This is a genomic window from Ruegeria sp. ABD4_443, assembly GCF_056160865.1.
The window spans coordinates 218,782-242,423 of the sequence record NZ_JBSWYA010000003.1 but is presented as its reverse complement, the minus strand read 5'-3'; the positions used below and the strand labels follow the sequence as shown (position 1 = coordinate 242,423).

The window sequence follows — 23,642 nt, the reverse complement described above, 5'->3', positions numbered from 1 at the left end:
TCCCCGCCGTTGCGGCACCCCCCTGAACCCGGCAGGCCAGGCGTCATGATCCTGCACGTCACCACCGATTTTTCCGGGCAGGGCGGCGCGCAGGCGATGCTGGCGCGCCTTTTGGCCAATTCCGGAGAACGCGCCGTCGTCATCGCCTTGACCGAAGTGTCGGACCGCTGTCGCCTGATGGCCGCCAATGACAAGGTCGAATATATCTCGCTGCGGGCCACGTCGCCTGCATCACTGCCACGGGCGATCTGGCAAATCCGCAAGCTGATCCGGACGCACAAGCCCGACGTGGTGCTGTGCTGGATGTATCACGCCATGGTCGTCGGGCTGGTTGCTGGCCTTCTGGCACCGAGCCGTCCGCCGGTGGTCTGGACGGTGCGTCAGGCGCTGGATGACCCGGCATCCTTTACGCGCAGCACGCGGGCAGCGGTCTGGCTGTCCAAAGTCCTGTCGGGCCTGAGCGACGCAATCATCTACAACTCGACCCGCGCCTTGACCCAGCATGAAAAGTTCGGCTTTTCGGACACCCGGTCGGTCGTGATCCCGAACGGGTTCATTCTGCCGGATGCGCCGCAGCCCCGGCCCGGCCCGGTACGGACCCTGGGACTGGCGGCGCGGTTTCACGCGCAAAAGGATTTCGGCACGTTCTTTCAGGCCCTCAGCCGCGCGCGCCGCGTCATCCCTGACCTGCACGCGGTGCTTGCGGGCGACGGCGTCAGCGCAGACAACCCGGCGCTGACCCAAATGATGGCCGAGGCCGGCATCCCGACCGACAGCGTTACCCTGTGCGGCGACCTGCGCGATATGTCCGCGTTCTACAACGGAATTGACGCGCTGGTCCTGTCGTCGCGCACCGAAGGGTTTCCCAACGTGGTTGCCGAGGCGATGAGCTTTGGCAGGCCGGTGCTTGCAACCGATGTCGGCGACGCGGCCATGATCGTGGATGATTGCGGCTATGTCGTGCCCATGCGGGACCCGCAGGCCCTGGCCGATGCGATGATCAAGGCCGCCCAATGGCCCGAGGACGTGTTTCGCCAAAAAAGCCAGGCCGCGCGGGACCGCGTCGCACGGCATTATTCACTGACCGCCATCGCGGATGCCTATGACCTGGTCCTGGCCCGCGCCGCCGCCGATCACAGGCAGCCCGTCACCGTGAAAGCTGAATAAGGAACCCCGAACATGTGTGGCATTGCAGGCTTTCTCGCGTTTCAACCGGTCGCAGCGGACCAGGGCCGTCACATGCTCAAGACCATGTGCGACAGCATCCTGCATCGCGGGCCCGATGCCGAAGGGTTATTCGTGGACCCGGACGCGGGCGTTGCGCTGGGGCATCGACGGCTGTCCATCGTCGATCTGTCCGAGACCGGCGCACAACCCATGACATCGCCCAGCGGGCGCTATACGATTGTTTATAATGGGGAAATCTACGGATTTCTCGACCTGCGACAAAAGCTGCAGGATATGGGGGTCGCGTTCCGCGGCACGTCGGATACCGAGGTTCTGCTGGCCGCAATGGATCAGTGGGACATCCGCGAGGCACTGGCCCATGCGCATGGCATGTTCGCCTTTGCGGTCTATGACCGCAAATTGCGCCGCGTGGTCTTTGCCCGTGACCGCCTTGGCAAAAAGCCGCTGTATGTCGGTCTCAGATCGGGAACGCTGCTGTTTGGGTCGGAACTGAAAGCCCTGCGCGCGCATGCCGATTTCGGCACGCCGCAGGCCTGCCGAAAGGCCCAGGCCCAATATGTCCGGTTCGGCTTTGTCCCGGCGCCCCTGTCGATCTATGCCGACGTCATCAAGCTGCCTGCCGGTGCGCTGATCGAGATACAGCTGGATGCCCCCCCGCCCTCGGCCAGCGTCCTGACCGACAGCATTGAAACCTTCTGGGACCTGCGCCAATGCGCGGCCGACGGCCTGGCCAACCCGTTCACGAACACGACCGAGGCGCTGGACACGATCGAAGCCGAACTGTCGCGCGCCGTACAGGATCGCATGGTGGCCGACGTGCCCGTGGGCACCTTTCTGTCGGGTGGCATCGATTCGACGCTGATCACCGCGATCATGCAGGAACTGGCCCCGTCCAAGGTCACCAGCTTTACGGTCCGCTTCGAAGACAACCAGACCAACGAGGCCGACCATGCCGCGGCCATCGCCTCGTATCTGGGCACCGATCACCACGAGGTCACCGCGACGCCGCGCATGGCCTTTGACCTGCTTGGCAGCCTGCCACAGGTCTATGACGAGCCGTTTGCCGACCCGTCGGCCATTCCCACGCTGCTGGTTTCGCAACTGGCGCGCGAACAGCTCAAGGTCGTGATGTCCGGGGATGGTGGCGACGAATCCTTTGGCGGGTATGAACGTTATGCGCGGATGCTGGCCATGCAACGGCTGGCCCGCAAATTGCCGCGCCCCGCAGCCGCCGCGCTGGCCGCCGCGCCCGGTGGGGTCAGCAAGGCCGTGCTGGCAGCTTTGCGACCGGTCTTGCCGTCATCGCTGCGCGATCAGCTTACGCCCGACAGGCTGTCCAAGGTTGCCGATATCGTCCAGCATCCCGACCTGCGCAGCCGTTACAATTCGATGTTCAGCCTGTGGACACCCCCCGAAGGGCTGTGTGACAGCCCCGACGCCCAAGGGGCCTATCTGACCCGTGACCTGCCCGAGGGGCTGACGGACGTGAACACCATGATGATGCTGGATTCAGGCATCTATCTTCCCGAAGGCATTCTGGTAAAGGTCGACCGGGCGTCGATGTCGGTCGGGCTGGAAGTGCGGGCGCCATTGCTTGACGACCGGGTCGTCGCCGCCGCGTGGCGGTCCCCCGGCGCGCTGCGCTATGACGGGACCGTCGGCAAGGTCGCGCTGCGGCAGCTGGTGGACAAACGCATCCCGAAACAGCTTTATGATCGGCCCAAACAGGGGTTTGGCGTGCCCATGAATGAATGGCTGCGCGGTCCGCTGCGGGACGTTGCCCAAAGCGTGTTTGACACCAATGACAGCGTCACCGAAATTTTTGAACCCACAGTGCTGAAGCGGCGCTGGCGCGAACATCTGGACGGAGACCGCAACTGGGGCCCCCACCTGTGGTTCGTGCTGATGTACAGCTTTTGGCACAAGGAATGGATGACCTGACCGGTCGGCCCTATTGGGCCTGAATATCCCCGGCCAGGACACTCAGGTATTCCTCAAGGTTCGACCAGCCATCATCGTCGCGGTCCTGCCACGCATCCGTTGGATCGTCAGGGTCCAGCCCATCGCGCGCGGTTTCCCAGTCATCGGGCATCCCGTCCAGGTCGCGGTCGTTCTCGACACGCAGCTCGGGCAGGTCCGGCCAGCCGCCGACCTCGTCGGGGTGGTCAATCCGGTGACCGTCGCATCGAAGGACATTTTCGATCACCAGCCGGTCCAGGCTGTCCAGTTCTCCGTCCGGTCCGAACCGGGCGCCAACCGTGTTCAGCACGTGATCCAGCACATCCGACGCCGGGCGCGGGTCCACCGACAGGTCAAAGGCCGGGCTGTCGACCAGTTGCTTCACCGCATCCTCGTCGACGATACGCCCCTTGACCGAGCGGTCGCACAATATGTCCAGCCGATTGTCCAGATACAGGTTGTCGTGTTCGTAAATCTCAAGCTTGTTGCCCGGCTCGACCGGAAAAGCCTCGATCGCGGCAGGGCGGTTGCGGTCCCGGGTGCTGGGACCCGGCAGGATGACATTGCCGACATAGTTGATCCAGCTGTGACCATACAGGTTGCGGAATTCGCCAAACTGCGAGGTCGCATCGTAAATCACGTTGTTGACGACATCCACAGGCCCCTCTGGCGTCGCGGAAATATCGGGGTTGCGGTCCCTGTTATGGGCAAACAGGTTCGCAACCAGTGTGATCCGCCCGCAATCGGAATTCGGGCCGTCCTTGGCGCAGATCAGCGCCCCTTTCGAATGGCGCCGTTCATTATGCGAGGATTTGTCCAGCCCGAACGCGGCAATCGTATTGGCGATGGTAATATCCACGCTGCCCATCTTTTCGGTGCCGATGCTGATATTTTCGTCAACACCAAAGGCGATGGACGCATGGTCGATATAGACGTTCGAGCTGCTTTCGATGATCAGCCCATCCACCGAGGGCGACCGGGTCAGGCTGGGGCCGGGCCGGAATTTCATATAGCGCAGCAAAACGTCATGAGATTCAAAGATCATCAGCGCCGAGGTGCCAACCTTGCCCACCTTGAGCTGCACGCCCAGACCGGGCGCGGTTTGACCGGCAATATACGTGTTGGGCGAGACCCTGATCTGTTCATCGACCTCGATCGTGCCTGACACGGCAAACACGCAGACCCGTCCGGCCGTATCGTGCTGAACACAGTCGCGCAGGCTGCCGGGGCCGGAATCAGCAATGCTGGTGACGTAGCGGATCTCGCCGCCGCGCCATCCGGTTGCATATTTGCCATAGCCTTGCGCACCGGGAAAGGCGACATCCGTGTCGCCCTGGTTTTCCGCCCAAGCCGGACCGGTCAGCAATGCGCCCAGAAAACCGGCAAAAATCCAGTGATTGTATCGTGAAAGGGAACAATTCGAAAAACGCATGACACTCTCAAAACCCAAGGCAAACAGGGGGCCCATCGCATCGCTTGCGCGGATGGGCCCGCCCCGCATAATGCCAAGTTTTCCCCGCGACACCAAATGCTTAATTCACCTTCTGCCGATCCTTGCCGATCCCCGATCGCCGCTTTGGTGCCAGGTCCGGCGGCCCCCGCCCGCCCCGGTCTGGCAGGGCTGGTGCTGACAAGGCATGCAGTGTAGGCAACATCTATCTTTTCAGGTGCAGCTTTGCGTTGCCTCGCAGGCCACCGACATCTAGGTTTCTATCAAGCACACCATATGAATAGGGGTGGTTCTCAGTGCTCAAAAACGTGTTCCTGGTCTTGTTCAGCTGCGTTATCGGGCTGATCTGCATCGAGGTATTCCTGCGGGTCTTCGACCCGCTTAACCTTGAACCACATGCCAGCCGGAAGATTGCTAATGTGCCGCTGCAAAGCCAGGGCGTCTATTTCTGCACCGGTGGACCCAACCGGCTGGATGCGAACGAACGGGTTTTCTCGCGCGAACGCCCGCAGCAATCCTATTTCGAATACCGCAACGATATCGCGTCCTATCATACCTATAACGAGCTTGGGTTCCGAGGCCCTGCCGAGCCACAAGACGGCAAAGCGCCTGTTCCGGTCCTGGGGGATTCCTTCATTCGCGGCACCCTGTCCGACGAGACCGAGACCATTCCTGCCTTTCTCAGCCGCTGGTCAGCAGACAACCAGTTCATGAACCTGGGCACTGGCGGGCATGGCACGTTGCAACACGGCGCGACCTATCAGGAATTCCAGGGCAACTATGCGCATGACACGGTTTTGCTGTTCGTGTTCAACAGCAACGACCTGATCGACAATGTCACGTTCAGCAAATGGCAGGAAAACCCCGTGCCGCTGGGCCAGCGGGGGACCTTTGCGAACAAGGTCATGCGCAAGGTCGCGACGTTGTATGTCGGCAAGCTGATGATGCGTTTCAAATCAATGCTGATGAACCAGGACCTGTATCCGTCGCAACCAACCGAAACCGAAACGGACCTGTTCCTGACATCGCTGAGCGACCTCAACAATGCGGTTCAGGCAAATGGCGCGCAGTTGATCGTGTTTTCTCTGCCCAGCATCTCGGAATTCGTCGGCGAAGACTACGTGACCTTCCGGTCGGACCCGGTCGGGTACAGCGACGCCGTGCGGGGGCTGATTGACCAGGCCGCAAACGCCGACGGATTCACCTGGTTCGATCTTGCACCATCTATCCAGGCTGCTGCAGACCGGATGGACGTACCGGTAACCGACCTGTTCGGCAGCCCCGATCATCACTTGCAGGAAATCGGCAATTATGTCGTTGCCTCGACCGTCGCCGGGTATCTGCAAGACCTCGGGCTAGGCACGTTCGACATCGAACAAAGCTTTGTGGACCAGATGCAGTTTGCCCCGGACAATGTATCCTGCCCCGAGCCCAGCCTGACCAACTGACCGGGCAGGTCAGCGCGCGGGCGGATTGACCGCCCGGCCACGCGTCATTTCCAACCCGGTCCGCAAGGACAGGGCCGGGCTGTAACCAAACGCGGCGCGCGCGGCGCTGTCATCCAGGGCGAACCGCGTAAACGGCGCCTCATTGCCCGGATGGATGATCAAGCGCCCCGGCTGGCCGGTTCCAAGCGCGACAATAGTCTGGCCGAGGTCCTGCAGCCGAACCGCGCCGCCACCGGCGATATTGTATACCCCGGTTGCGCGGTGTTCGGCCGCCTGCACGATCGCTCGGCTCAGGTCATGGGCATGAACAAAGTCGATACTGTTATCGGGGCCGGTCACTGTTACCGGCGCGCCCGCCTCGGCATCGGCCAGCATGCGGATCAGGAATTTGTCCTGCGGCAAACCATATCCGTACAGCGACGAAGGGCGCAGGATCGTGGCCTGCAACCCCGCCGACACAGCCAGTTCCACCACCGCCATTTCCGCCATCCGCTTGGTGGCTGCATATTCACCGCCCAGCGGCCCCGGTCCAACCGGTGCGGTCTCGGGTATCGCGGTCGCGTGGGGGTCGCTGTATACGGACCCGCTGGATACAAAAATCAGGTGCATATCCCGGCGCGCTGCCCATTGCGCAATATTCACGGTGGCCCTGACATTGATGTCATACAGGTCCCGCGATGCAGCGCTGGGGTCGGCGCTGTGACCGCCGGGGATCAGGGCCGCACAATGCACGAACACATCTGCACCATCGGTCACCGTGTCGAACCTTGCGTCGCTGTTCCAGTCGCGCAAGTCCCAATCGGCGCGGTCAATCCGCGCCTGCGCAATCCCGCGAGAGGACAACAGGGCACATAAATGCCGGCCCAGCAAACCGCTGCCGCCGGTCAGCGCGACTTTCATGACCCCGCGCCATACAGGCTGAACTGCGCGCCGGGCTCGGGCGCAAGCTCACCCGTTGACTGCAATTGATCCAGCGCCGCGCGCGGCAAAACAAGCTCGCTCCAATATCGCAGAACGGCGCGGTCCCAGGCGATTTCCGGTGCATAACCGATGCCCTGATCATGCTTGATGTAGAACTCGACCGGGTTGAACCCAAGCTGCGAACAAAACGGCGTCGTGCCGGAAAACCGCGCGTTGATCTCGAACACTTTCGGAACACCGTCGGACCCCAGCCGCAGCTGGAAATTGCATGCGCCTTCGACCCCCAGTTTCGCGGCAATGGCCGTGACATAGGCCTCGACATCCGCATTGCGTTCGGGAAATGCGCGATAGGTATCGCCGGACCGCAATGTGCGGCGCAGGGCCAGAACCGGGGACAAATGCCCGTTCACCCCGACGATCGTACAGGTGAATTCACGGGTGTCATCACCGATCAGTTCCTGCACGATGGTCAGTTCCGGATCACCAGGATAGGCCGCAAGCTCTTGCGCCGAGCCGACCTTTTCGACACCGATCGACCGGAATCCGACGGCGGGCTTGGCAATGACCGGATAGGGAAGATCGTCCAGGGTCAGCGCCTCGGTCATCGGCCAGGTTTTTGGATAGGGCAGGCCATTTTCAGCAAGAAACGCGGCTGTCCGCGCCTTGTCATCGGCGATCAGGACGGCCTCAAGCGGGTTGACGACCACGCGGGTGCCAAAATCGCGGGCGATCTCGTCGCGATGTTTGGCGCACAGCGCCAGTTCGATATCCGTGCCGGGAATATAGTAATCGACCTTTTCAGCCTCGAATATCCGGGCCAGCGAATCCAGGTATGTCGGCGACCGGCACCCTTCGACCAGGTACACCTTGTCACAGGCATAAAGACCCGCCGACTGCGCCGCCATGTCCGCCCCGATGATCCGCAGCGGCAAATCCGAAATCAGCCTGAGCGATTTTATGATCCCCTGGCCGACGCCGCCGCCTGCCCCTGTTACCAATACCGTGATCAATTCACTTCTCCATAAACGATACAAGCTTTTCCCTGGTGCCTGCGGACAGGTCGGCGTTTTCTATAGCCTTGCAGAACCTTGCCCGATCGAAATCGATCTTGGGAAGGTCAAATCTGATTTTCGGACCATCGCGGTAGATCATCAGGTAACTGAACCCGGTGCCGCGCGGCTGACCGATTGTTCCGGGGTTCGCGATCAGTACACTGTCGGGCCTTGGCGTGAACCACTGGTTCAGCTCGACCGGCGTCGCCGCGCCCTGAGGGTCAACCGATACCGCAAAGGCACGGTGCGAATGGCCAAAGATGCCGATGCCGTAGCCCTGCGCGCGCAGGGTTTCGGCGGCATCCGCCCATTGGTCGGGTTTCGAGACATAGGACCAGTCGCCGTAGTCATAGGGGTTGGCATGGGAAAACAGAATGTCGTCAAGCGCATGGCGCGCTTGCCACGGGTACCGCTCCGCCAGCGCCGGTGCATCCGACAGCTGGTCATGGGTCCAGCGCACCGATTCCAGAACGAATTCCGGGATCGACGCATAGAAATCGGGCGCGCCACGGTCCAGGTCGAAATAGAACTGATCGTGATTGCCGCTGATGAAAACGCAATTGCCCCGCGCCGCCAGCCGGTCGACCGCGTCCAGAACCGCGTGCGGCTGCACCCCATAGGTCAGAAGATCACCCAGAACAACGATAAGGTCGGGCGCCGAGCGGTCCATCTGGGCAATCGCCGCAGCCAGCGCATCGGCATTGCCGTGAATATCGGACAGGACAGCGATGGTCTGGACGCTCTTGTCTGTACTGGCCTTTTGCGGTTCCATTCTCGCGCCCCTATTTGACAAGGTTCCGGTCGCGCAGAACCCCCACGATTGCATCGGCTGCAACCGCCGAACCTTTGGCGTTGAAATGCGCGTCGGGCGCATAGAGGGACCGGGGGTTGTCCTGCGCTTCGAAAACCTCGGTCAGGTCGATGACCTGAAGCCCGGCAGCATCGGCTGCCTTTTTGACATGGTTGCGCAACGGGTCGTGGACAAAGTCCTGCGGCAACACACCGACATAGCGGCTGACGGGCGGAATGAACACCACGACCAGTTCACCTTCCCATTGCCCAACGATCTGAGCGGCCCGTTTCAGAACGTCGTCGTAGACCGGCAGCGGGTCCGCCGCCTTGGGGTAATGCAGGCCCAGGATCTCGGCCGTTTTCTGCAATGCGAAAAAGTTGCGCACGACCCGCTGCTTGCGCAGATAGTCGCGCCAGGACAGCGTGGTTCCACCCCACCATTGCGCGAACTTGTCCCGCGCAATGTCGATTTCGGGGTCCGAACGGTCAATCGGGCCAAAATCTGTATCCGGGTCCAGCGCGGTTGCCAGCCACGGCATATTCTGTTCGCGGCCCAGGTTCTTCCAGTCATTGCCCGAGAAAAACACCATGACAGTGACATCGGGCCGGAACTTGGGCCCATAGCGGCCCAGGATTGCCAGCTCGTACATTGGTCCGGCACCGCGATGCCCGGTATTGATCAACCCCGGCACATGATTGCGCAGTTTGCTGGCCAGGTCGTCGCCCTCTTCCAGGCAGAACCCTTCGGCAAAGGAATCCCCTAGCAACAGAATCTCGGTTGGCCGGTCATGCACCGCGTCGGGATTGCGGAAACCATAGCGGTCAGGCGAATAGGACACCGGCCGCCCGTTCAACGCGCACAGGAAAATGTCGCTGCCTGTCAGGGGCGACAGCATGGCGGCATCCATCGACGTCAGGCCGCGTTCGTTATTCAGGCGCTTGACGGTATAGGTTGGCGGGATGTTCTGCCTAAACCGATCGGTCTCTTGCCCTTCGCCCACGATGCCGACCATTCCCAACCGACCCGGCAGGGATTTGACCGTCAGGTAAGCTTCGAACCCGAACAGGGCCGCCAACAGCGATGAGGCGCAAATGCCGACAACCAAACGATTTTCCTGGCCCATCCGCAGCGCGGCAAAAAGCAGCCCGAGCCCCAGAAGGCCGGGTACCACGACATACCGCGCCAACCGCGCGGTGCCCGATGCGTATTCGGCGGAATTCATCAGCGCATAGGCGACAATCGCGATCAGGTAGAGCGCGGGCAGCACGCACAATACCGTCGCGGCACCACCGCCTTTCCTCGTATTCCCCATCTTAACATCCTTTTGGCAAACGCCCTTTGACCCGCGCAGAGAAAGCGCAGGCGTCAGGGTGTTACTCTTCCGCCTCGGGAAGATGTTGCAGACAATAGTTCGAGATTCTTCGTGTCATTACAATGACGGAGGCCACAAAACGGCCCGCCAATTGCGTAACGTCAGTGTCGTGAAAGACAACCCGGCCCGGGCAGGCTCTGGGTGCCGTCGCAAACGCATGACCCGTTCGTGGAATACTCATGACCAAAAACTTAAAATGATACGAACCAACATGGCTCGTGTTATCACAAGTTACGGGAAATGCAATGAAAACCGGTTCGGGGCGCGGCCGGGGGCCGGTGAAATTCTTGGTCGCGGTAAAATTGAAAGGCCCGGCCGGTTTTACGGCCGGGCCTTGTCGTTCGGTTACCCGATGATCGCGTTCAGCGTTGCACTGGGGCGCATGACCTGCGCGGCTTTGGCCGGGTCGGTGTGATAGTATCCACCCAGATCCGCCGCCGCACCTTGCGCTGCTGCCAGTTCAGACAGGATCTGCTGTTCCTTGCTGGCCAGTTCGGCTGCGACCGGGGCAAATTCAGCCGCCAATCCGGCGTCATCACCCTGTGCGGCCAGCGCTTCGGCCCAATAGCGTGCAAACCAATAGTGGCTGTCGCGGTTGTCGGGCTGACCCACCTTGCGGCTGGGCGAACGGTTGTTGTCCAGAATGCCCTGCGTTGCCGCCTCGGCTGCGGCACCCAGAACACCTGCCTTGGCGTTGCCTTGGCTATCGGCAAGGAAGTTGAGCGATTCACCCAGGGCGCAGAACTCACCCATCGAGTCCCACCGCAGGTGGTTTTCCTCGACCAGCTGCTGGACGTGTTTCGGTGCCGAGCCGCCGGCGCCGGTTTCGAACAGGCCGCCGCCATTCATCAGTTTGACGATCGACAGCATCTTGGCCGAGGTGCCCAACTCGAGGATCGGGAACAGGTCGGTCAGGTAATCCCGCAGCACGTTGCCGGTGATGGCGATGCTGTCCTTGCCCGCGGTGATGGTCTCAAGCGACTGGCGGGTTGCTTCGCGCGGGGCCATGATCAGGAACTTGTCTGCCACGCCCGCTGCCTCAAGCACCGGAGTGACGTACTTGATCAGCTCGGCATCATGCGCACGGTTTGCGTCCAGCCAGAAGATCGCCTCGGTCCCGGTCAGGCGCTGACGATCCATGGCCAGCTGAATCCAGTTTTCAATCGGGGCTTTTTTCACGGTGCAGGCACGCCAGATGTCACCCGCTTCGACGTCATGCGAATGCAGCGTTTCGCCATTGGCCAGCACGACGCGGATGGTCCCGTCCGCAGGGGCCTGGAACGTGGTGGGGTGGCTGCCGTATTCTTCGGCCTTCTGGGCCATCAGGCCGACATTGGCCACGGCACCGGCGGTGGCGGGGTTCAGCGCGCCATTGGCCTTGAAGAAATTGATCGCCTCATCATAGACGGGCGCATAGCAACGGTCGGGGATCACGCAGTTCGTGTCGCCCTTGGCGCCGGTTTCATCCCAGCCCTTGCCGCCCGCGCGGATCACCGCAGGCATCGAGGCGTCGATGATCACATCCGACGGGACATGCAGGTTGGTGATGCCCTTATCGCTGTCGACCATGTACATTGCCGGACGGTCGCCCTTGATCGCATCGATGGCCGCGACGATGTCGGCATTGCCCTTGACCCGCTCAAGCAGGTCACCCAGGCCGGAATTCGGGTTCACACCCAGCGCATCCAGTTCCGCGCCGAATTTCTCGAACACAGGGGCCAGCCATGCCTTGACGGCAAAGCCAAAGATGATCGGGTCGCTGACCTTCATCATCGTCGCCTTCATGTGCAGCGAGAACATGGTGCCGTCTTTTTGGGTGTCTTCGATCGCATCCGCCAGGAAAGAAGACAGCGCCTTGACCGACATGAATGTCGCATCGGCCACGGTGCCCTCGGCCAGCGGCCAGCCGTCTTTCAGAACGGTAACGCTGCCATCCTTGCCGACGAATTCGATCTTGGCGTCACCGGCCTGAGCGGCGGTGATGGTTGCCGATTTCTCGTTGGCATAGAAATCGTTGCCCGGCATCGACGAAACCTTGGTCTTGCTGTCGGCGGACCATTCCCCCATCGAATGCGGGTTCTTCTGGGCAAAGTTCTTGACCGCCCGCGCCGCGCGACGGTCACTGTTGCCTTCGCGCAGAACCGGGTTCACGGCCGAGCCCTTGATGGCATCGAACCGCGCGCGGATCGCCTTTTCCTCGTCGGTCGAAGGTTCTTCGGGATAGTTCGGGATGTCATAGCCCTGCGATTGCAGTTCTTCGACCGCCGCAACCAGCTGCGGAACCGAGGCCGAGATGTTGGGCAGTTTGATGACATTGGCGTCCGGGGTTTTCACCAGATCACCCAGCGCGGCCAGATCATCGGTAATACGCTGCGCATCGGTCAGGTTTTCCGGGAAGGTCGCAATGATGCGTCCGGCCAGCGAAATGTCCTTGGTCCCGACGCTGACACCTGCCGCCGCGGCGAATTTGCGAATGATGGGCAGGAACGAGGCGCTGGCCAGCTCCGGTGCTTCGTCTACAATGGTATACAATATGTCGAAGTTCGATTTTTCTGCCATGTTCCCTTACCTTTTTTAAGCCTTTCAGGGGCGTGCGATCCAAGAGCATGTGCCACGGGGCTGCGGCACGTCACAAGCAGTACGGTTCTACCGCTTCGCAGGTGACTCTGATTTGACAAGGCCTCCCTTAAATCACGAATGGCTTGGGATCAATCATGTCGGGCCGCGCATTTTGACCCAGTTTGCACAAAAAAACCTGTTCGGCGCGATTTCAGGCAGTTGGAAAGGAAATTTCGAACCGCGCGCCGGGCGGCGCGTCCGGGGCCAGCCTGATCGCCGCGCCATGCGCCCCCAAAAGGTTGGCGGCGATGGTCAGCCCCATACCTGTCCCCCCGGCCTCGCGGGCGGTGGTGAAAAAGGGGGCAAATATCCGGTCGCGGTTGCCCGGAGAAACGCCCGGCCCGTCATCTTGCACCTGCAGCCCGCTGGCCGTGGCCGACAGGGTCACGCGCGATGCCCCGTGACGCCCGGCATTGTCCAGCAGCTGAAGCAGCACGATCTTGACCCCCGATGCCGCCAGCGGAAGGTCCTGATCGGGGTTTTCGAATTCCAGGTCCAGTTCGGGAAAGGCTTGGCGCAATTCCGGCGCCAGAGCCGTCAGCGTTGTCGATCCGTGATGGTCCGGGGTCCGCGCGGCGGTCACCTGCGCCAGGGCGCGCAGCTGCGTTTGCATTTGATCGCTGGCGCCCAGGATCTGGGCCAGCAACCTTTGATCTGCATCCGTCAGATCACGTGTGTCCTGCATCAGTTCCGCCGCCGCGCGGATCGCGGTGACCGGCGTTTTCAGTTCATGCGTCACATGATCGGAAAAGCTGCGGATCGAGGCTTCGCGTCGCTGCAAAGTGGCGGCCATATCCAGAACTGACCCTGCCAGCCGAGAAAGCTCGCGCGTTCCGTAATGGGCGGGCGGCTGGGCGGGCTCGCCTGCGCGCACCGCCCCGGAATAGGCCGCCAGCGCCGAAATCGGCCGCACCAGCAGACGCACCAGGAGCGCCCCCAAAACGCCGGTCGCCAGCCCGATTGCAGCGGCCAACAGGATTGCGGCGCCCCGAAACCCCAATTCCGGCCCAAGATAGCGCAACGCGATCAGCCCCAGCAATGACAGGACCAGCGTCCCCGCCAGCGCTCCGCCCAGGACAAAACCCAGCGACGGTCGCCATTTGCGTTTCAGTCCTGCCATGGCCCCATCCGCAACCCGATGCCATGGACCGTCTGGATCGCGCTCTCGCACCCCTGTTCGCCCAGCTTGCGCCTCAGGTTGCGCAGATGGCTGTCCAGGGTGCGATCCGACACCGGGCTGCCGCTGCCATAAATCGCGTCGATCAGTTGCGGGCGCGGCACCACCGACTGCGGCGTTTGCATCAACCGACGCAGTATCGACAGCTCGGTCGCGGTCAGCGCAAGGGGCGCGCCCTTTACATGCACCACATGCCCCGCCGGATCCAGCTCGAGCGGGCCGTGGCGCAGAACCTTCGCCGCGCCCCCTGCCCCGCTGCGTTTGAGAATGGCCTTGATCCGCGCCACCAATTCGCGCGGGCTGAAGGGCTTGGTGACATAGTCGTCGGCCCCCAGTTCCAACCCCAGAATCCGGTCGATCTCGTCATCGCGGGCGGTCAGGAACAGGATCGGCACATCCGACCGCGCCCGCAACCGGCGACAGACCTCCAGGCCATCCAATTCGGGCAGACCCACATCCAGAACGACCAGGTCAGGCGTTTCGCGCAGGGCATGGGTCAGGGCCATCTGACCGTCGCGGGCGGTCACGACCTGATGGCCCGCGCGTTCCAGCGTGATCGAGACCAGCTCGCGCAGACGCGGGTCGTCATCCACGACGAGTATCTTCATGCCCGACCTCCGATTGCCATTGCGCATCAAGGTTACGGATCACCCGGTCGGAACGAAACCCCCATTCCCGCCAACTGCCGATATGCGGTGCGGACGGGCTGCACCCTGCCGCGCGCGGGGCCTGCGCAATCTCGGCGGCCGCCATTTCGCCCAGTTGGCAGACATAATATGCGTCATAGCGCGCCGGGTGCACCAGGTTTTCGCGCGCGATCAGGGCCGCGAAATTCACGAAACAGCAGGCATACAGCACCAAACCCCCCAGCGCCGCGACCCGCAGCAGCAGCCACCGGTTCGATTTGCCCTGTATGATTTGCCAGGCGATCAGGCACAGGCCGAGCGCGACCAGCCCCAACCAGATTGCCGCATGCACCCGCAGGTAGGTCAGGCCATAGGCCTGGACATACAACGACAGGCGCAACAGGGAAGAGATCACCAAAAGCACGTTCTGCCCAAGCCACAGCATCATCCATCCGGTCAGCCCCGTGCGCTCGTCCAGATATGGCCGCGCGGCCAGCGCAAATGCCCCCGCCAACAGCGCGGTAACAAGCAGCGGATAGGCCCCGCGATGCGCATATTCGGCATGGCTCATCCCGGCGGGCAGATCAGCCCCACTCCAAAGAAAGACTACGTCCATCCCCGTCTGAACGGCCAGCAACAGGTTGAACAGGATCAGCGCATTGGCAACCGATTGCGCGTTCAGCCCCAGGGTCACGGGCCGGGCGGCGCGGCGCGGCCCTGCTTTTGGCGCCAGCAAGCCGGGCTCAAGCGCGACGGCCAGGATCGGCCAGATCATCATCGCCGCACCAAACCAGAACAAAACCCGGTCCAGCCTCAGATCGACCCGCCACAGGCTGTCGACCCAGTCGGACAGGACCGGGTTGGCCGAAATCATCAACCCCGCCAGAACAAGGCCACCGCCAACGGGAAATGCCCAGGCGTGCAGAACCCTGACCCCGGCCCGGTTTTCCATGCGGATATTGCGGGTCGCATTTATGACCTGAAACAGGGTCAATGTGGGGAACAGCCCCAGAAACCGGCGCATCGCGGCGCCGACACTGCCGGGCCCGTCGGACAAGGCCCAGCACAACGCGGCAAGCGAACCCGCAAGCAGGAACGCCACCGACAGGGCCTGAACATATTCAACCACCGGCAAAAGGCTGAGCACCAGCAACAGCGCAGGCCCCTGGCTGCGCCCGCGACGCGCTGACAGCGCCCAAACCGCCACGGCCACAGCCAGGGCAAACACCGCAAGTGAAATGCCCGGCGCGTGGTCCAGAAACAAAACATCCGCCAGCGCAACCAACACCGCCAAGGCCCCGATGCCCCGTCGCCCATTGCGGCTGAACCCGCCCTGCCTGGGGCTTGGCGGGTTCTCGGGCATGTCCAGCCACCAGCTGTCTTGCAGGACCGACTGCGGAATGCCCCTTACGATAAACTGTCCCATGATCTGCTCCTTGTTTTCTGTCCCGGCATTTCTGGTCGAAACCGGTGCAGTTCACCGCGCACGGGATGTGCAGGAATTGTGCAGATCCGAATTTTCCCGGACCCGTGCCTGACCCCCTTTCCCTTGGCTGCGCGGCTGGCTAGAACGGGCCTCCAACCGACTGCAAGGAGGCCCGCTTGGACCGTATCGCCCGCACCATCGCCACGGAAATCAACGCGCGGCCCGAACAGGCGGGCGCGGCCATTCGGCTGCTTGACGATGGCGCCACGGTGCCTTTTGTCGCGCGTTATCGAAAAGAGGCCACCGGCGGGCTGGATGACAGCCAGTTGCGGGTTCTGTCCAACCGCCTGACATATTTGCGGGAACTGGACGCGCGGCGCGACACGATCCTGAAATCGATACGCGAACAGGGCAAACTGACCGACGATCTGGCCGGTGCCATTGCCGGGGCCGAGACCAAGGCGCAGCTCGAAGATATCTATCTGCCTTACAAGCCCAAACGCCGCACCAAGGCCATGATCGCGCGCGAAAACGGTCTTGAGCCACTGGCCAACGCCATTCTGTCGGACAGGTCCGCCGACCCCGAAACGCTCGCCGCCGGTTACCTGTCGGCGGATGTGGCGACGCAACGGGATGCCTTGAACGGCGCGCGCGACATCATCGCCGAAGGTTTGACGGAAAACGCCGTATTGCTGGGCGAATTGCGCAAATTCATGCAGGCCGAGGCGCTGCTGACCTCGAAACTGATTGATGGCAAGGACCGCGACGGTGCCAAGTTCAGCGACTATTTCGACCACACTGAATCGTGGTCGCGCACCCCGTCACACCGCGCGCTGGCGATGCTGCGCGCCTCGAAAGAGGGGATCGTGACGCTGGACATCACGCCCGATCCGGACACCGGCGTGGCGCGGGCCGAGGCCATCGTCGCCCGGCATCTGCACACCCGCGGATCGGGGCCCGGCGATGCCTGGCTGCGCAAGGTGGCGGGCTGGACCTGGCGGGTCAAGCTGTCGCTGACCATGATGGTCGAGCTGATGGCCGACCTGCGCAGCCGTGCGCAGGACGAGGCGATCGGGGTTTTTGCGCGCAACCTCAAGGATCTTCTTTTTGCAGCCCCTGCCGGCCCCCGCGCGACATTGGGGCTGGACCCCGGTATCCGGACGGGTGTGAAGGCCGCTGTTGTCGATGCCACTGGCAAGCTGGTCGCGACCGAAACCCTGTACCCGTTCCAGCCCAAGAACGACCTGCGCGGCGCGCAAGCCGCGATCCTGAACCTGATCTCGCGCCATGGGATTGAACTTGTCGCGATTGGCAACGGGACCGCCAGCCGCGAAACCGAAAGGCTGGTCGCCGACACGCTGGACCTGCTGCCAAAGGACCAGAAAGCCCCGACCAGGGTCGTGGTCTCCGAGGCGGGGGCGTCGGTCTATTCGGCGTCCGAACTGGCGGCACGAGAGTTCCCGGACCTGGACGTTTCGCTGCGGGGTGCGGTGTCGATTGCGCGCCGCCTGCAGGACCCGCTGGCCGAACTGGTCAAGATCGAACCCCGCAGCATCGGGGTCGGACAATACCAACATGACGTGGACCAGCACCGCCTGACGCAATCCCTTGAGGCCGTGATCGAGGATGTGGTGAACGCCGTCGGCGTCGACCTGAACACCGCCTCGGCCCCGCTGCTGTCGCATGTCTCGGGGCTTGGGCCGGGGTTGGCCGAGGCGATCGTCCAGCAACGCGACAGCGCCGGGGCGTTCCAATCCCGCGCCGATCTGCTTGCGGTTCCGCGACTTGGGCCGCGGGCCTATGAACAATGCGCGGGCTTTCTGCGCATCCCCAACGGGTCCGAGCCGCTGGACGCGTCCTCGGTTCACCCCGAGGCCTATGACGTGGCCCGCCGCATCGTGGCGGCCTGTGGCCGGGACATCCGGCAGATCATGGGGCATGACGGTGCCCTGCGCGGCCTGCGGGCCGAACAGTTCGTCGATGACAGGTTCGGCTTGCCGACCGTGCGCGATATTCTGGCCGAACTGGAAAAGCCGGGGCGCGACCCCAGGCCCAGCTTTGTGACCGCGACCTTTGCCGACGGGGTCGAAGAGATAACCGACCTCAAGCCCGGCATGGTGTTGGAGGGAACGGTAACCAATGTCGCCGCCTTCGGGGCCTTTGTCGATGTGGGTGTCCACCAGGACGGGCTGGTTCACGTCAGCCAGCTTGCCGACCGGTTCGTCAAAGACCCGCATGAGGTGGTCAAGGCCGGACAGGTCGTCAAGGTCCGCGTGCTTGAGGTCGACGTCCCGCGCAAGCGGATCGGGCTGTCCATGCGCAAACGGGGCGGTGCATCCGGCGGACGCACGTCCTAGCGGTCAGGGACACAGACCCGGCACCGCCCGGATTTTGCACCGCCGCACCGGCGGCAGGCCCGTTCTTGCCGGTTTTCACGGGCCGCTGATTTCCCTTGCCGGAAATTCCGGTTATTGCGGGGCCATGGATGTCGTTCTTGTCACTTCGGTGATTGCCTCATTGTTCCTTGTCATCGGCGCGGCCGAGCCGCTGGCGGCACGTTTGCGCCTGCCCTACAGCGTGATCCTTGCCGCCCTGGGCATCCTGATCGCGGCCACTGCGACCTTCTTTCTCAATACCGAGTTGACGGACGCGCTGAACCCGATGGCAAAGGCGGTGCTGGACCTGCCGATCCGGTCCAATGTGTTTCTTTATATCTTCCTGCCCATGCTGCTGTTCCAGGCGACACTGGGCATGAACCTGCGGCGCATGCTGGACGACTGGGTTCCCATCCTGGTTCTGGCGGTTGTCGCGGTGGTGGTGGCGACACTCAGCGTGGGATATGCGCTGTACTGGGTCAGCGCCCTGCCGCTAGCGGCGTGTCTTCTGCTGGGCGCGATCGTGTCCACAACCGACCCTTCGGCCGTTGTCTCGATATTCCGGTCCATCTCGGCGCCGCGCCGGTTGGTACGGATTATCGAAGGCGAAAGCCTCTTGAACGATGCGGCGGCCATTGCCCTGTTTGGCCTGTTCATGGGGTTTGTCATGCTGGGCGTGCCCGACCCGAAACTGTCTGACGCACTGGCCCGGTTTCCGGTGCTGATCGCGGGCGGGGCCTTTACCGGCTGGCTGACGGCCCGGATCGGCGTTTGGATCATGGCACTGTTCAGCCGCCATGAACTGGCCCAGCTTTCGGTGTCTGTCGCCCTGCCCTATCTGGCGTTCATCGGCGCCGAACAAAGCATCGGTGCATCCGGCGTGATTGCCGTGGTAACGGCGGGGATGACGCTGAACCTGGTCGGGCCGGGACGGTTGCCGCCGCAGGTTTGGGTGAACCTCCGAGATCTGTGGGATGTGCTGGCGCATTGGGCCGGGGCATTGATCTTTATCCTCGCCGCGCTGCTGATCCCGCGCCTTTTGGGTCAGGCCCGGCTGGAAGATTTCGGACTGGTCTGCATTGTCATCCTGGCGGCAATCGCCGCGCGCGCGGTCGTTCTGTTCGGGCTTTTGCCACTGCTGAGCCTTCTCAGGCTGTCACCGGCGGTCGAACCACCTTACCAGATGGCAATCCTGTGGGGTGGCCTGCGCGGGGCGCTGACCCTTGCGCTGGCGCTGGCGGTCACCGAGAGCTTTCGCGTGCCCGATGGCATTCAGCGCGTGGTCGGCATTCTGGCCACCGGGTTCACCCTGTTCACCCTGATCGTACAGGGCACCACGTTGCGCTGGGTCGTGACCCGCCTGGGCCTGGACCGTCTTTCGCCGCTGGACCAGGCCCTGTCGCGGCAGGTCGTCGCCGTCGCCTTGCAAAGCGTGCGCGAAGACGTGGCCAAGAGCACCGACAACTACGAGCTGAACCGCGATATCGTCCGGTCCGAGGCCATACGCTTTGGCGACCGCCTGCAAAGCGCCGTGAAAACCGCCGAGGACAGCGCCGATATCCATGACCGCGACCGGATCACGCTGGGGTTGATCGCCCTGGCCGGGCAAGAGCGCGAAACGATCCTGGAGCGGTTGCGCGAACGGTCGATTTCGTCCCGTATGGCCGAACAGGTGCTGTCGGATGCGGACCGCCTGATCGAAGCGGCAAGGACCAGTGGACGCAGCGGGTACCAGCGCGCGGCCCGACGCTCGGTCGCCTTTGGCCCGCGGTTTAGGGCCGCCGTGTTTCTGCACAACCGCCTGCGCATATCCCTGCCGCTGGCGCGGCTGACCGCCGACCGGTTCGAACACCTGCTTATTCATCGGCTGATCCTGCGCGATCTGGATGGCTTTATCGACGGCCGTATCCGCCGCATCCACGGCCGCCGGGTCGCCGATTTGCTGCACGGGCTTCTGTCCCGGCGCATCGACACGGTCGAAACCGCGCTTGACGGGCTGCAACTGCAATATCCCGGCTATGCCGAGAAACTTGAACGCCGGTTCATCCGCCGGACGGCCCTGCGCCTTGAGGAATTTGAATACAACACCTTGCGGCAGGACGGGCTGATCGGGGCCGAGGTCTATACCGCGCTGATGCAGGACCTGTCGCAGCGGCGCGCAACCGCCGAACAGCGCCCGCCCCTGGATATCGCGCTGCAACGGACCGAGCTGATACGGCAGTTCCCGCCGTTCCGGGACCTTGATGCCGGTTCGCTCAGGCGGTTGGGGCGGGTACTGAAGACACGGCATGCCAATGCAGGCGAGGTCCTGCTGCGCAAGGACAGCACGGCTGGGCGCGTTTTCTTCATCGCCTCGGGCGCCATCGAGATGGAAAATGCCGGTCAGACCTGGCGGTTGGGGCGTGGCGAAATGTTCGGTCAAATGGCGATCCTGATGAAACGCCCCCGCAGGACCGAGGTGCGGGCCATCGCGCCGTCCACCCTGCTGGTTCTGGATGAAACCCGGTTTCTGCGGCTGCTCAAACGCAGCCGGGCCTTGCGCGCCGCGGTCCGCACCAGCGCCGAAAAGCTGGGGGTGCAGGACCGGCAGCTGCTGCCGGGCTCCACGCCCGAAGAATAGGGGCGCCGCCGGACAAGACCGGCAACGGAGGCAAGTCCCCAAGTATCGAATTTCGCCGGAGTATCGCCAGCAGCCGGCGAAAATGCCAGACCGCGTTGCGGGCCTGTGGTTCAGTCCCCGTCGGCGGCGTCGGGCGCGTATTCGGGCAACCGGGCCAAAGCCGATTTCAGCGCATCGCCCCAGCCGTCGGAAATGGTTCGGAAATAGGGGTCATCAAGTTCAAACCGCGAACGCTGTCCGGTCTCAAAACTGTCCTCACCATACAGGAACAGATCCAGCGGAGCACCCACCGAGAGGTTTGCCTTGATGGTCGAATCGAAACTGACCAGCAACAGCTTGACCGCATCGGCAAATGACATCGCCGGATCATAAGCACGCACCAGGATGGGACGGCCGTACTTGGTCTCGCCAATCTGGAAAAACGGGGTATCGACACCGGCCTCGATGAAATTGCCCTCGGGGTAGATCAGAAACAGGCGCGACGGGCCGCCCTTGATCTGGCCGCCCAGTATCAGCGTGGCGTGAAAGGCGCTGTCGGCCTGCTGACCTTGGGTGCCGTGCATCTCGATCACATCTTTCAACGTGTCGGCAACCAATTGGGCGGCCTGGAACATCGTCGGCACTTCCAGCAATGACGGGGACCGCTCGGCATGGGCTTTGGTTCTTTCTTCCAACACGCTGACGGTCGCCTGGGTCGTGGCCAGATTTCCCGCCGTCAACAGCGTGATCGACCGCTCGCCCTCGACCGTCCAGTTGAACATCTTTTCAAATGTCGAGATGTTGTCGACACCGGCATTGGTCCGCGTGTCCGACATGAAAACCAGACCGCGGTCCAGCCGCATCCCCACCGCATAGGTCATTCCTGTCCCCCGCTACTGCTGCGCGACCTGCACCTGCACCGTCAGTCGTTCGCCTGCTGCTCCAAACCTGCTTCCTATTATCGGAGCCGCCTGCGCATAGTCCAGACCGGTTGCAACCCGAACATAGCGGTTGTCGGGGGATATTCCGTTTGACACGTCGAACCCCACCCAGCCGATCCCGTCCACATGGACTTCGGCCCAGGCATGCGTGGCGTCCTGCAATTCTGTTTCGTTCAACATAAGATAACCCGAGACATAACGCGCGGGCAGGTCAAGCTTTCTGGCGCAGGCCAGGAAGATATGGGTGTGATCCTGACATACGCCGCATCCCGCGCTGATGGCGTCTTCGGCGGTCCAGTCCGGTTGCGAGCTGCCGACGCGGTATCCCACACGGTCACGTATCAGGTCCGACAGCGCGTGCAGCCTGTCCAGCGGCGCGCCCTGATCAACGGTGCGGATCAGCTCGGCGATCCCGGCCTGCGGGCGGGTCCGGTTTGTTTCACGCTTGAACAGCCACAGCGGCGCAGAGCCTTCGTGCCGTCCAAGGATACCATGCGTATCCGAGATCTCGACCACGCCTTCCGAGACCAGCTCGATATGCGAGGTGTTCGGCTCGAAACTGATAAGTTCGACCGTGTTGCGGTGAAAATCCTCGAAACTCAGCTCTTTCGAGCCGCCAGAAACGACCGTGTCCCAATGCAGGACGTTCTGATTTCGAAAGGATTTCGGCGTCTTGCGCAGCTGTTGCAGACCGAAGGGCACCGGCGCGTCGAAATCATATCGGGTTTCATGCTTGATATGCAGTTTCATGGCTCACTCGTAAAACCGGTAATCGACCTCGATCTGGCGGCTCAGCCCGGCCAGGTCTCTTAGGATGTCCTGAATGTATTCATGCAGGCCGAAATCGAAAATATACCCGATCTCTTGCCCGCAAACCTTGGCGTGCAGGGCCTGCGCCGCCGCGCCTGAGGGCGCCTGAGCGCCGTATTCCTGTTCCAGCAGGCCCAGGCTTTCGCGGATATGGCGGCAGCAATAGCTGAGGCTGCGCGGTACGCGCTTGTCCAGGATAAGAAACTCGGCAATCTCGGATGGCGTCGTTTTCTGGCCGTGGGTCATGCGGTAACCGCCCCCGGCCCCGACCGAGCGCAAGATGCTTTCCCATTGCACATTGTCCAGCGAGGACCCCACCGAAAACGCCGTGGGCAGCAGAACGTAATACTTTACGTCCAGGATGCGCGCGGTATTGTCGGCCCGTTCGATGAACGTGCCCAGCTGGGCAAAGTCGTGGATATCATTGCGCAGCATCGTTCCCAGATAGGCCCCGCGCACCAGCGCGGATTGCTGGCGCACCATTTCCAACAGGCCGGGCAGGTCGCGTTCGCTGACCTTGCGCTTGAGCTGCGCATCAACCCGCATCCATGTCGCGTTGACCGCGCTCCAGACATCGTTGGTCAGTGCCGTTCGGACCAGCCGGGCATTGTCACGCGCCTGCTTGACCGCCGAGCGGACCGAAGACGGGTTGTCCAGGTCGCGCAACATCCAGTCGATGGCGGCTGACTTGGTGACTTCGCCGTTCTGGTGCAGAAAACTGTCCAGCACGCCTGCGGTCTGCAGAACCGATCCCCATTCCTCGTCCGCGTCCTTTGACCGGGTCAGGGCCATGCGTTGTCCGGTTTCCAGCAGACGCGCCGTGTTTTCGGCCCGTTCCAGCATCCGGCTCATCCAGAAAAGCCCGCCCGCAGTTTTTCCAAGCATG

17 protein-coding genes are annotated in these 23,642 nt (G+C 62.5%); 5 read left to right on the top strand and 12 right to left on the bottom strand.

Translation table 11 applies throughout. From position 1 onward, the window contains the following. Window positions 1–45 precede the first annotated feature (45 nt). Together ACXAG8_RS08235 and asnB are read left to right on the top strand one after the other, a co-directional pair. Window positions 46–1,167, top strand: a complete 1,122-nt coding sequence (locus ACXAG8_RS08235) for a glycosyltransferase (protein WP_475223362.1) — start codon at window positions 46–48, stop codon at window positions 1,165–1,167. Window positions 1,168–1,179: 12 nt separating this feature from the next. Beyond that, window positions 1,180–3,129 (top strand): asparagine synthase (glutamine-hydrolyzing), encoded by a 1,950-nt coding sequence (asnB, locus tag ACXAG8_RS08230; RefSeq protein WP_475223361.1) that lies wholly within the window; start codon window positions 1,180–1,182, stop codon window positions 3,127–3,129. Window positions 3,130–3,139: 10 nt separating this feature from the next. Here asnB and ACXAG8_RS08225 read toward each other — a convergent pair whose 3' ends face one another. After that, window positions 3,140–4,579, bottom strand: coding sequence for a pectate lyase family protein (locus ACXAG8_RS08225; protein WP_475223360.1), 1,440 nt, complete (start codon window positions 4,577–4,579; stop codon window positions 3,140–3,142). A gap of 314 nt (window positions 4,580–4,893) precedes the next feature. Between ACXAG8_RS08225 and ACXAG8_RS08220 the strand changes: the two genes are divergently transcribed. Next, the gene (locus tag ACXAG8_RS08220) at window positions 4,894–6,045 is read left to right on the top strand and encodes a hypothetical protein (protein WP_475223359.1); all 1,152 of its coding nucleotides are present in this window, start codon (window positions 4,894–4,896) and stop codon (window positions 6,043–6,045) included. A 9-nt stretch (window positions 6,046–6,054) separates the two neighbouring features. On the opposite strand, the gene ACXAG8_RS08215 is transcribed toward ACXAG8_RS08220, so the two are convergent. From ACXAG8_RS08215 to ACXAG8_RS08180, 8 genes are all read right to left on the bottom strand, one after another. Beyond that, entirely contained in the window at window positions 6,055–6,945 is an 891-nt protein-coding gene (locus ACXAG8_RS08215) for an NAD-dependent epimerase/dehydratase family protein (RefSeq protein ID WP_475223358.1), read from the bottom strand. Continuing rightward, a complete protein-coding gene (locus ACXAG8_RS08210; protein WP_475223357.1) occupies window positions 6,942–7,976 on the bottom strand; it encodes an ATP-grasp domain-containing protein in 1,035 nt (344 codons plus the stop codon). Before ACXAG8_RS08210 ends, ACXAG8_RS08215 begins: the two co-directional genes overlap by 4 nt. Window position 7,977: 1 nt before the next feature. Next, window positions 7,978–8,790: a metallophosphoesterase family protein gene (locus tag ACXAG8_RS08205; protein WP_475223356.1), complete on the bottom strand. Its 813-nt coding sequence runs from the start codon at window positions 8,788–8,790 to the stop codon at window positions 7,978–7,980. A 10-nt stretch (window positions 8,791–8,800) separates the two neighbouring features. Next, window positions 8,801–10,123, bottom strand: coding sequence for an SGNH/GDSL hydrolase family protein (locus ACXAG8_RS08200; RefSeq protein WP_475223355.1), 1,323 nt, complete (start codon window positions 10,121–10,123; stop codon window positions 8,801–8,803). Between the two features lie 405 nt (window positions 10,124–10,528). Beyond that, entirely contained in the window at window positions 10,529–12,742 is a 2,214-nt protein-coding gene (locus ACXAG8_RS08195; protein ID WP_475223354.1) for an NADP-dependent isocitrate dehydrogenase, read from the bottom strand. 211 nt (window positions 12,743–12,953) lie between these two features. After that, a complete protein-coding gene (locus ACXAG8_RS08190; protein ID WP_475223352.1) occupies window positions 12,954–13,922 on the bottom strand; it encodes a HAMP domain-containing sensor histidine kinase in 969 nt (322 codons plus the stop codon). Next, complete coding sequence (locus ACXAG8_RS08185; protein ID WP_475223350.1) at window positions 13,910–14,587, bottom strand: response regulator transcription factor; 678 nt, start codon at window positions 14,585–14,587, stop codon at window positions 13,910–13,912. Before ACXAG8_RS08185 ends, ACXAG8_RS08190 begins: the two co-directional genes overlap by 13 nt. Then, window positions 14,565–16,031, bottom strand: coding sequence for a DUF4153 domain-containing protein (locus ACXAG8_RS08180; protein WP_475223349.1), 1,467 nt, complete (start codon window positions 16,029–16,031; stop codon window positions 14,565–14,567). The genes ACXAG8_RS08185 and ACXAG8_RS08180 overlap by 23 nt, the downstream gene beginning before the upstream one ends. A gap of 176 nt (window positions 16,032–16,207) precedes the next feature. On the opposite strand from ACXAG8_RS08180, the gene ACXAG8_RS08175 reads away from it, so the two are divergent. Together ACXAG8_RS08175 and ACXAG8_RS08170 are read left to right on the top strand one after the other, a co-directional pair. After that, on the top strand, window positions 16,208–18,388 hold the full coding sequence (locus tag ACXAG8_RS08175; protein ID WP_475223348.1) for a Tex family protein: 2,181 nt from the start codon (window positions 16,208–16,210) through the stop codon (window positions 18,386–18,388). A 124-nt stretch (window positions 18,389–18,512) separates the two neighbouring features. After that, a complete protein-coding gene (locus ACXAG8_RS08170) occupies window positions 18,513–21,026 on the top strand; it encodes a cation:proton antiporter (protein ID WP_475223347.1) in 2,514 nt (837 codons plus the stop codon). Between the two features lie 110 nt (window positions 21,027–21,136). Here the strand turns inward: ACXAG8_RS08170 and ACXAG8_RS08165 are convergent, their stop codons facing one another. Genes ACXAG8_RS08165 through ACXAG8_RS08155 form a run of 3 tightly spaced genes read right to left on the bottom strand, consistent with a single transcriptional unit; the run spans window position 21,137 to window position 23,641 of the window. Next, window positions 21,137–21,886, bottom strand: coding sequence for a proteasome-type protease (locus ACXAG8_RS08165; RefSeq protein WP_475223346.1), 750 nt, complete (start codon window positions 21,884–21,886; stop codon window positions 21,137–21,139). Window positions 21,887–21,898: 12 nt separating this feature from the next. Beyond that, complete coding sequence (locus ACXAG8_RS08160; RefSeq protein ID WP_475223345.1) at window positions 21,899–22,696, bottom strand: transglutaminase family protein; 798 nt, start codon at window positions 22,694–22,696, stop codon at window positions 21,899–21,901. Between the two features lie 3 nt (window positions 22,697–22,699). Beyond that, the gene (locus ACXAG8_RS08155; protein ID WP_475223344.1) at window positions 22,700–23,641 is read right to left on the bottom strand and encodes an alpha-E domain-containing protein; all 942 of its coding nucleotides are present in this window, start codon (window positions 23,639–23,641) and stop codon (window positions 22,700–22,702) included. Window position 23,642: the final 1 nt, after the last annotated feature.